This is a genomic window from Bacteroides sp. MSSM.1001136sp1_RTP21357st2_D2_RTP21359_211015, assembly GCF_040913205.1.
Taxonomy (GTDB): domain Bacteria; phylum Bacteroidota; class Bacteroidia; order Bacteroidales; family Bacteroidaceae; genus Bacteroides; species Bacteroides ovatus.
This window is the reverse complement of sequence record NZ_JBDFVF010000015.1, coordinates 85,806-96,346: the sequence shown is the minus strand read 5'-3', so window position 1 is coordinate 96,346 and position 10,541 is coordinate 85,806. Positions and strand designations below refer to the sequence as shown.

9 protein-coding genes are annotated in these 10,541 nt (G+C 40.4%); 5 read left to right on the top strand and 4 right to left on the bottom strand.

The window, feature by feature from the left end:
- Window positions 1-61: 61 nt before the first annotated feature.
- A complete protein-coding gene (locus AB5217_RS11480; protein ID WP_368112770.1) occupies window positions 62-529 on the bottom strand; it encodes a very short patch repair endonuclease in 468 nt (155 codons plus the stop codon).
- 192 nt (window positions 530-721) lie between these two features.
- Between AB5217_RS11480 and AB5217_RS11475 the strand changes: the two genes are divergently transcribed.
- From AB5217_RS11475 to AB5217_RS11465, 3 genes are all read left to right on the top strand, one after another.
- A complete protein-coding gene (locus AB5217_RS11475; protein WP_032845195.1) occupies window positions 722-2,377 on the top strand; it encodes a tetratricopeptide repeat protein in 1,656 nt (551 codons plus the stop codon).
- Window positions 2,378-2,539: 162 nt separating this feature from the next.
- Entirely contained in the window at window positions 2,540-2,944 is a 405-nt protein-coding gene (locus AB5217_RS11470; protein WP_008649835.1) for a hypothetical protein, read from the top strand.
- A gap of 11 nt (window positions 2,945-2,955) precedes the next feature.
- Window positions 2,956-4,242, top strand: a complete 1,287-nt coding sequence (locus AB5217_RS11465; protein WP_032845196.1) for a leucine-rich repeat protein — start codon at window positions 2,956-2,958, stop codon at window positions 4,240-4,242.
- Between the two features lie 135 nt (window positions 4,243-4,377).
- On the opposite strand, the gene AB5217_RS11460 is transcribed toward AB5217_RS11465, so the two are convergent.
- Both AB5217_RS11460 and AB5217_RS11455 read right to left on the bottom strand, forming a co-directional pair.
- Window positions 4,378-5,085, bottom strand: coding sequence for a TIGR02757 family protein (locus AB5217_RS11460; protein WP_008774575.1), 708 nt, complete (start codon window positions 5,083-5,085; stop codon window positions 4,378-4,380).
- Window positions 5,086-5,127: 42 nt separating this feature from the next.
- The gene (locus AB5217_RS11455) at window positions 5,128-6,420 is read right to left on the bottom strand and encodes an MATE family efflux transporter (RefSeq protein ID WP_004307012.1); all 1,293 of its coding nucleotides are present in this window, start codon (window positions 6,418-6,420) and stop codon (window positions 5,128-5,130) included.
- A 439-nt stretch (window positions 6,421-6,859) separates the two neighbouring features.
- Between AB5217_RS11455 and AB5217_RS11450 the strand changes: the two genes are divergently transcribed.
- Window positions 6,860-8,173 carry an aspartokinase gene (locus AB5217_RS11450; RefSeq protein ID WP_032854842.1) on the top strand — a complete coding sequence of 438 codons (1,314 nt, stop codon included), beginning with the start codon at window positions 6,860-6,862 and terminating at the stop codon, window positions 8,171-8,173.
- A gap of 52 nt (window positions 8,174-8,225) precedes the next feature.
- A complete protein-coding gene (proC, locus tag AB5217_RS11445) occupies window positions 8,226-9,041 on the top strand; it encodes a pyrroline-5-carboxylate reductase (protein ID WP_004307010.1) in 816 nt (271 codons plus the stop codon).
- Between the two features lie 92 nt (window positions 9,042-9,133).
- Here the strand turns inward: proC and AB5217_RS11440 are convergent, their stop codons facing one another.
- Window positions 9,134-10,474, bottom strand: coding sequence for a sigma-54-dependent transcriptional regulator (locus AB5217_RS11440; RefSeq protein ID WP_032842987.1), 1,341 nt, complete (start codon window positions 10,472-10,474; stop codon window positions 9,134-9,136).
- Window positions 10,475-10,541: the final 67 nt, after the last annotated feature.

The following is a 10,541-nucleotide window of genomic DNA, read 5'->3' as shown; positions in this document are numbered from 1 at the left end:
GTTTATATTCGCGCAGAGCATTTACTCTTCACTATATCCTTTTTCTTCCCCTAATAGTCATTCAAAGAAAAGTTTCTAGACAAGTATAATTTGCATTATAGTTTTCTAATACTATCTTATTCAAAGTATATACTAACCCTTTCAAATTTTGTTCCCGGACTTTACTTTTCAATTGACATTCCCATAACAAGATAACATGCCATCCCATATTTCGGAGTTGCATTCGTTCTTTCAAATCTCGTTCTTTATTCCTTTCTATTTTTTCTTTCCAGAATTCTGTATTGGTCTTCGGCAAAACATAATATTTACACCCTTCATGTCCATGCCAGAAACAGCCATTTACAAAGATCACTGTTCTATACTTTCTTAACACAATATCAGGAGTTCCTGGCAACTTTTTCACATTAACACGAAAACGAATACCTTGGAAAAATAGATATTTCCGCACAAGAATCTCCGGCTTCGTATTTTTACTACGAATATTCGACATACACTTCCGCCGTTGCTCTTTTGTTAAAACATCTACCATACCTCAATAAAATTTAAATGCAAAAGATAAATGATTCCTAATGCAAAGATAAAAATTATCATCCATGAATTATAATATTAAACACAAAGAATGCACTCATTATCTCTTCAATCCCCATACTCTCAAAACAAGCACCGAAATATTTATGGACGCCTTTAACTAAATTCGCGATATTTTCACTACATTCACAGCATGAAATGCAGAATTATACTCAAACTATTAGCAATTCTCTTTTTTACAGGATGTTATAACAGAGAACAGATTTCCCGGCTTGATGAGGCGGAAGCACTGTTACAAAATAAGCCGGATAGTGCCTTAACAATATTACAACAACTCAAATCGGAAGGCGGCCAGGCTGAACAAGCCAGGTATGCGTTGCTTTATTCAGAGGCTTTAGACAAAAATCACATCAAAGTAACCAATGATTCGCTCATTCGCCAGGCTTGGAGCCATTATAAACATCATCCCAAAGATTTACGCCGCCAATGCAAAACTCTCTATTATTGGGGACGGGTTAAACTGCGCGCAGGAGACAAACCGGGAGCGTTACGTCTTTTCCTAGAAATTGAAGAGAAACTGAAAGATACCAATGAGCCTTATTATGCAGGACTTTTATACAGTCAAATCGGTGAAGTGTATTATGACCAAATGAACTATAGCCGGGCTTATCATTATTTTCGTGAAGCTCGCAATAACTTCCGGCAGACTGATAACACTCGTGAAGAAACAGAGGCAACTCTCGATATGGCAGCCGCAACTTTCAATTCAAAAGATATGGAGAAAGCCATGCGACTCTATTCTGCCGCACTCGATTTGGCTGATGAGCACAAGTACAATAAGTTAGCCAAAGCCAGTCTCACCAATCTTACTTCTCTCTATGTGGTGTCAGGCAAGAAACAAATTCCTCATGACCTACTGCAACGCATCGAACTCTCTGCCCGGCAAGATACGTTATACGGATACCATACATTAGTAGATGTGAATCTACTAAAAAACCGTATAGACAGCGCACGCTACTATCTGGCACTTGCAGAAACACATTCCACCGATATACGTGACATGGCAGACCTGCAATACACCGCTTATCGGATTGAAGCGCAGGCCAGAAACTTCGAGAAAGCGACAGAGAAGATACACCATTATATCTATCTGACTGACTCGCTGACACGTTCAAATATGCAATTCTCCGCCGGTATGGTGGAACGTGACTATTTCAAGGAACGCTCCAAATTTGCCGAATACCGGATGAAGAACCGTACTACCTGGGAGATTACCATAGCAAGCGTAATTTTTCTAATAATAGGGGTAGCATACTACATCATCCGTCAACGTCTGCGCCTGCAACGCGAACGTACCGACCGCTACCTGCTATTGGCGGAAGAAGCCAACGCCCAATACAAAACTCTGACAGAACATATGGAAGGACAGCGCAATGCAGAAAGCCATTTAAAAGGTTTGATAGCTTCACGATTCGACATCATTGACAAACTGGGAAAGACTTACTATGAACGTGAGAATACCGCATCGCAACAAGCAGCCATGTTCCACGAAGTGAAACAGATTATCACCGATTTTGCAGAGAACAATGCAATGTTGCAAGAACTGGAACTTATCGTAAATACCTGCCATGATAATGCAATGGAGAAGTTGCGGAATGAATTTTCGTCAATGAAAGAAGCTGACATACGACTGCTTTGTTATATTTTTGTAGGTTTCTCTCCACAAGTAATCAGTTTGTTTATGAAAGATACGGTAGCTAATGTATATGCTCGCAAGTCACGGCTCAAATCACGTATCAAATCGGCAGAAACGGCCAATAAAGAGTTGTTTTTAGCACTTTTCGGATAGGTGTTAGACCTGTGTTAGAAATCTTAGAATACATCTTTCATAATCCATTGAATATCAATATACTTTAAATCAAAGTGTTAGATTTGCGAGATTGCATCACAACCCGAATTTGATGCAATCTTATTACTTTTGCATTCGAAAAATTAGAAAAAAGAAAAGATTATGAAGAAGATTGTTATTCTATTAAGCGCCATGCTTTTCATGGTAGCATGCGAAAAAGGAAACGAAGAAATGAAAGAAGCAAAAGTAGTGGTATCCGTTTATGATGAGAATGGAAAAATTGCAACGGGCGTTCCCGTAAAAATGTATAATGAAAAGGATTATAAGGTTTTTGAAAAAGATAATTTAACTTTGCCAACTGCAATCATACAGACAAATGAAAGTGGTATGGCCACCTTTGTACTGCCACGAGAGGAATGGTTTGCAACGCAGTCGCAACGGTTCCTGACATTCGTGGTACAAGAAGGGGGCGGCCCTAACAACTATCAGATATGGTCTTCCGGCAAAACCGTAGAAGCCGGAAAAGCCGTAAAAGTAGAAATACGTTTAACCCAATTCCCTAACTAAGCCTTTATCACATGAAGCAAACTAGACTTTATATAATTACAGCACTTTGCCTGCAAATGTTTTTGGGAACAATATTACTAAGTTGCAGCACCGAAAATGACGAATACAGGAAAGATTCACCTTCGGCAGCAAATCCTGTTGAACCCATAGGGGCTTCACTTGAAGATTTCTCCATAGAACAATTGCCCGCAAAAACAATTTATGCATTAGGAGAGAATATAGACTTAACCGGCCTTAACGTGACAGGCAAGTATGATGACGGGAAACAACGCCCCGTAAAGGTTACCCCGGAACAGATCAGCGGTTTCTCTTCATCCACGCCTGTCGAAAAACAAGAAGTAACCATCACACTGGAAGGAAAACAGAAAAGCTTTTCTGTTCAGGTTTCACCCGTCCGTATAGAAAACGGAGTATTGACGGAAATATTGAAAGGATACAATGAAATCATACTTCCCAATAGCGTGAGATCAATCCCGAAAGCTGCCTTCAGCAACAGCCAAACAGCAAAGGTAGTACTCAATGAAGGACTAAAATCGATTGGAGATATGGCTTTCTTCAATTCGGCCATTCAGGAAATAGTATTTCCATCAAGCCTGGAACAGATGGAGGAAAACATTTTCTACTATTGCCGGAATTTGAAAAAAGCAGATTTAAGCCAAACGAAACTCACCAAACTTCCCGCCAGCACTTTTGTATATGCGGGCGTTGAAGAAGTGCTGCTGCCTGCGACACTGAAAGAAATCGGAGCACAGGCATTCCTTAAGACATCTCAACTGAAAACGATTGAGATTCCGGAAAATGTAAAAACAATCGGATTGGAAGCATTCCGGGAAAGTAGCGTTACAACCGTGAAGTTACCGAACGGCGTTACAACCATGGCGCAAAGAGCCTTTTATTACTGCCCGGAATTGGCGGAAGTGACCACCTACGGGAGTACTTTCAATGATGACCCCGAAGCTATGATCCACCCCTATTGTCTTGAAGGATGTCCGAAATTGGCTCGCTTCGAAATACCTGAAAGTATTCGGATATTGGGACAGGGATTACTGGGTGGTAATAGGAAAGTGACCCAATTAACCATTCCGGCAAACGTCACACAGATTAATTTTTCGGCTTTCAATAATACAGGTATTAAAGAAGTAAAGGTAGAAGGGACAACACCTCCGCAGGTATTTGAAAAAGTATGGTACGGATTTCCGGATGATATTACCGTCATTCGTGTTCCTGCCGAATCTGTGGAAAAATATAAGAACGCAAATGGTTGGAGGGATTTCACAAACAAGATAACAACGTTCTAACAGTTCTCCAGTTTTTCGATTATAATCGAATAAAGTTGGTTTAATATCGACTTTTCCGGTTATAATCGAAATAACTTAAGAAAACACTATATTTTCGATAATAGCCGGAAAAATCAGTACTATTAGTTTATCTATTTAAATCTCCCCATTCACCCCCAAGCCGAACAGAGCAAAATCGCCCAGACAAGGATCATCCGGAAAGACTGTAGCCAATGCTGCCGTTATCTGACGGGCATTTTTCAAAGAAAAAGTTTCCGTATCCGTCAACTTGAAATAATGTGCTACCCGGCATACATGTGTATCTAAAGGAACAATCAAATCTCTGCGATCAAAACTTTCCCAAATCCCCAAATCGACCTCCGAATCCCGACGAATCATCCAACGCAAAAACATATTCAGTTTCTTTTGAGGACTTTTGGCAGAAACTTCAAGAAATGCACATAACTTTTCCATTGGTATTCCGGGATATAACATCAAAGCTTCCTCCAGACTTTCAAACTGTGTATAAGCTATATATAATCGCCGAAAGTATCCATAAAAATCAGCATACGACAACATCCGATAAAAGCTATTGGTTGCTCCTGAAGGAAAATCCTTCTCCCACTGGCAGGACAATACATACTGATAAGGCGAATCTCCCATTAGCCCGTGCAATTCGTCCGCTTTCTTCAAGATCTGTTTGCGATTGCCAAAACTCATAATCGCCGTCAGCAAACCGCTGACTTCGATATCCTGTTTCAGCGTATAACGATGGGGAAACTGCACCGGATCGCTTTGTATAAAGTCTGCGCGATGATACATCTCCGCACACATTAAAAGTTTATTCTTTATATCTTCAGTCATTTCGAGAAAGTATCAAGTATTGAAAGTACAAAAATACATATTCTAGTTGGATTTCCTCTTTAAGTAAATGATAGATTGTATCCCTAATAAAATAACAAACAAATATTCTGCCGTCATATACACAGTCAGAGAAGCATGAAAACATTCACTTAACAGATACAGATAAATCAAATATACAAGAATGGTGATTAACTGGAAGATAAAGGCGAGCTTCGTCTTTCCTGTACCGGTAACAGCATTGATATAAACATATCCGGGCAGTGCAAAAGCATAATTCAACAGCATAACTATAAAAGGATAGAAAGCTAGTCTCACCAGATTATCGTTATTCGTATAAAATCCGATAACCCATTGGTTACCCCAAAGAGCCATAACTATCAATGGCCCCCCCACGGCATAACCCAACCTAAGAACTTTATGGCAAACGGGAAAAAGTTCCTTCCCCTGCCCCGCCCCAATTAGATTGCTGACTAATGAACCAGTAGTGGATGCAAAAGAGTTGACAATCACAAAAAAGACGGTAGAAACACTACGAGTAATATTGGAAATAGCAAGCTCTGTCCTTCCCAGATGCTCAATAGCAACGAAGAACAGAAACCAGGGAGCAACGCTGACAAAAGAGTGAAGCATACTCCATACAGATATCCTCAACAACTTTATTAACACTTTCCCATCATAAACGACCTTCAGCCCATATTTCACTTTATCTACCCTCACCCACATATATAATAGGAGTACGATAAAAGCTCCGAACTCTGCCAAAGAAGAAGCCATCGCCGCCCCGGATATACCCAGATTCAGTTTGAATATCAGCAGATAGTTAAAAGGAATATTGATACAGATAGCCATGATAGCTGCCACGGACAATGCTTTGGTCGTTGTTATCCCTACCAGAAAAGACCGGAAAGCTAAAAAAGGAAATGAGAATAACAAACCGAAGCTACGCCAATCCAGATAATGAATCACTGCCTGATAAATTTCATCCGAAGTTATCAACCGGCACAGGATCAAGGGAGAAGCCAAATGGAGCAATAGGCAAAGAATGACTGCCATCCCCGACAGGAAATATACTCCCTGAAAAAATGTACGTCCCGTCTCTTTATAATGTTGTTCCCCATTTCTCCGGGCAATCATCACCTGCAGCCCGATGCTAAATCCGAAGCCCAGCATATAAACAGCTAAATAATAGATTCCGGCAAGCGCAGAAGCTCCCAGTTCGACTTCTCCCACATGCCCCAGGAAAATAGCGTCGGTAATATTGATTAATTGTTCCATCAGAATGCTCATCATCACAGGAAAGTTGATGAGCCATATTTGCTTATATGTATAATTCATTGCTCAACTTAAAAATAACACGATACGGTATACCACATCATAGCAGCACACAGTTCCGTAAATTTATAAAAATGGATATAAAACTCTTTGGCAGGCGAGTAGTTGCCTGTCGGATAGCTGAATAGCCCTGTTAGAAATGATGCTATTCGTTGAGCGTAGCTATATGCAGAGTTTCATAAATGGATGAATATTGCTGGTTTATCAATCAATTACGCAACAAAGATAAGAAATCTTATTTTCATATCCCAATGTGGTATGGTATTAGCAGATTACTTATAGTAAAGAAATGTATTAAAAACATTGATTGCAACATTAACAGATTGATTTATACAGATATACCATATTCTAAAGCTAAGGAATGATTCTTAAATATCTTTCTCTTTTGAAAAAAGGCATATCATTTTGAAAAGAGTAGTAACCAATAAATAACCAGATAACAATGAAAGTTTGTAAATTCGAGAAAATTAAAGATGAGGATGAAATGAAGCAAGTAATCAATTGTATTCAGAAAGAACATCCTTATGTAGCTGTAGTCCCTATATTGGCACAATTACAGGAGTGGCTACAGGCTATTTCCATCAGTTGGTTTCACGAAGAAGATGAAGCTTCTCATGCCACAGTCAATGCCATCGAAGCATATTGCTATACCCTTGCCAATCATCTCGTTACAGATTCGCACTTAAATCAGGAAATTAAAAACCGGATTCTGGAGTGTATAAAGAAAATACATATACTTGTAGAAGACAAAGCAGATTTACTGATTGATAAAATGATAAAAGCGGAAGTATACGGATTATCCAGTGATTTATTCACTTATTGCTTACGTCAACAGGGTCTTCGTGCCCAAACATTAGATACCGGCAAACTTATACAGATCAACCTGGAAAGAAAGCCGGATATCCCATATATTCAGGAATCTATCCAACAATACATTGACGAGAACCGGAATGTGGATATTTTTATCGCCCCACTTTCCATTTGCAGGAATGTGTATGGTGAAATAGACTTTATGAGCGAACAACGCAATGATTACTATGCAACAGTGCTTGCCACCCTATTCAAAGCGGACGAAATACTGTTATCCACCCCTATCAACCATATCTACGCAAACCGGAATTGCCTGCGAGAACAACATTCACTAACTTACATAGAAGCCGAACAACTGATTAACAGCGGAGTACACCTGCTCTACGCAGATTGTATCACCCTTGCGGCACGCTCCAATATAGTTATCCGCCTAACCGATATACACGATCTGTCAACAGAACGACTCTATATATCTTCCCATGACACAGGCAACAGTGTCAAGGCCATCCTCTCACAGGATTCGGCTACCTTTGTACGTTTTACCTCATTAAATGTATTGCCCGGATATTTGTTTATGGGTAAGATATTGGAAGTTATCAACAAATATCAAATCAATGTCATCTCAATGGCCTCATCCAATGTATCCATCTCGATGATGCTGACAGCCAGCCGGGACACCCTGCGAATCATTCAAAGGGAACTACATAAATATGCCGAAATGGTTATGGACGAAAATATGTCTGTAATACATATCATCGGCTCCCTTCATTGGGAACGCACACAAGTAGAAAGTCATATTATGGATACTATCAAAGATATCCCCGTATCTCTCATTTCTTATGGAGGAAGCGATCATTGTTTCACACTATCTGTACATACCACAGATAAAAACAGACTGATTAGTTCGCTATCCAGACAATTTTTCGAGAGTCAGTGCGCAGCCTGATTCAAAGCCGGATAAAAAGAGACATCTGAAAGCCAAATAAAAAAATAAAGAGATGAAAATAGCTATTATAGGAGCCGGACACATAGGGAGTGCAATCGTCACTTGTCTGGCGCAAGGACATCTTTACAATGAGAAAGACATTATTGTCTCCAATCCAAACATTGATAAACTGGAGAGACTGCAAGAACATTTCCCTGCAATACACATAACGACCGATAACCAACAAGCCATATCGGAAGCCGAAGTAATCGTCCTCGCCATCAATCCCTGGAAAGTAGATGAAGTATTGTCCCCTCTACGTTTCTCGCGTACACAAATCCTCGTATCTCTTGTGTCCGGAGTATGTATCTCCCACCTGGCTCATTTGACAGAAGCCGAGATGCCTATCTTTCGGGCAGTTCCCAATATGGCCATTACAGAACGTTCCAGCCTCACTTTGATAGCTTCCCGCGGAACCGATAAAGAATATCAGCAATTAATAAAACAGATATTTGAAGAAGGAGGAAAATGCCTGTTCCTGCAAGAGAAACAACTAGATACCACTTCCGCATTAACCTCCAGCGGAATAGCTTTCGCCTTAAAATATATGCAAGCGGTTATGCAGGCAGGGATTGAGCTAGGAATTCCCGGCAAGGATGCCATGCAAATGGCAGCGTATAGCATGGAAGGAGCGACAGAACTGATTCTGAATCATAACACTCATCCATTGCTGGAAATAGAGAAAGTAACCACTCCGGGCGGAACCACTATAAAAGGATTGAACGAACTGGAGCACAAAGGCTTCACTTCTTCTATTATTCAAGCCATCAAAAGCAGTGCCACAACTTTGATTGACAAAGAGGAAGAAGATGCAAAAAATTTCCGATAGTCCTTATGGTATGGTTTCTCAAGTCCTTTTTGCCTATTTTGAAATGCTATATATCCCAAAGCCAGCATAAAAGGACTTAAGAAAATGTATGCTTAGATTTTATATTCCTCTATCTTCCGGTACAGGGTGGTAAGTCCGATTTTCAACAAACGGGCAGCTTCCGTTTTATTCCCCTTTGTATATTCCAAAACACGTGCAATATGTCTGCGTTCCATTGCGGCCAACTCAAAACTGCCTACACTATCATCCGAACATTCATAATGAGTGTTTTGGATTTCCAAAGGAAGATCACAAATATCCAGTCGCCCCCCTTCACACACAATCAGGCTACGCTCAATCACATTTCTCAATTCACGGATGTTCCCTTTCCACGGCTGTTGTTCCAGCGCTTCCAGAAAAGCGGGAGTCATCTCATTGATGGCATACGAAAGTTTTTCGGAGAAACTTTTGGCAAAAGCAGTTGCAAGAATTCTGATATCACCGGTACGTTCACGAAGCGAAGGAAGATGCACCTGAAAAACCGAAAGACGATAAAACAAGTCTTCACGGAAATGTCCTGCTTTGATCTCCTCCTGCAGGTTGCGGTTGGTAGCAGCAATGATACGCACATTGACTCTTGTCGGCTTGGTATCACCGATCTTTATATATTCTCCTGTTTCAAGGATACGCAGTAACTTTGCCTGCAATTCGAAAGCCATCTCTCCGATTTCATCCAGAAAGATCGTTCCGTTATTAGCTTCTTCAAAAAGTCCTTTCTTATCCTTCAGCGCACCGGTAAACGAGCCAGCCTTATGTCCGAACATCTCGCTTTCGAGCAGTTCTTTACTGAAAGACGAACAGTTGACCGCCACAAAATTCTGTTTGCTCCGTTTACTACTATAATGTATAGCTTGCGCAAAGACTTCCTTTCCTGTTCCTGTTTCCCCCGTCAGTAATACGGGAACATCTGTCACAGACACTTTCTGCGCCAGAGATACAGCCTCTTTCAACACCTTTGACTCACCCAGAATAGAATCGAACGAGTACATCTGCCCGACTTTCTTTTCCAGTTTTTCCAAACGGACATTCATCTTTGCTTTCTCCACGGCACGGCTGATTAAAGGAATAATCTTGTTATTATCATCTCCTTTCGTTATATAATCAAATGCACCGTTTTTAATAGCCTGCACCCCGTCGGGAATATTGCCGTGAGCAGTAAGAAGAATCACCTCTACATTGGGAGCTATTTTCTTGATATTCAACACCAGATCTACTCCGTTTCCATCAGGAAGAAAAACATCGCATAAAGCTACGTCGGGCGATTGAATTTCCAGTTGTTTGAGGGCAGCTTTGCAATCACCTGCCTGACACACTTCATAGCCCTCAAGTTCCAGCATACGATCTAAAAGGCTGCGAATCTGGACTTCATCGTCAATAATAAGAATTTTATTCATACAATTTGTCTACATTAAATAGAAGAATGAAAAACAGGGTGCGCAAATATAGTTTTTTTATCTGAAT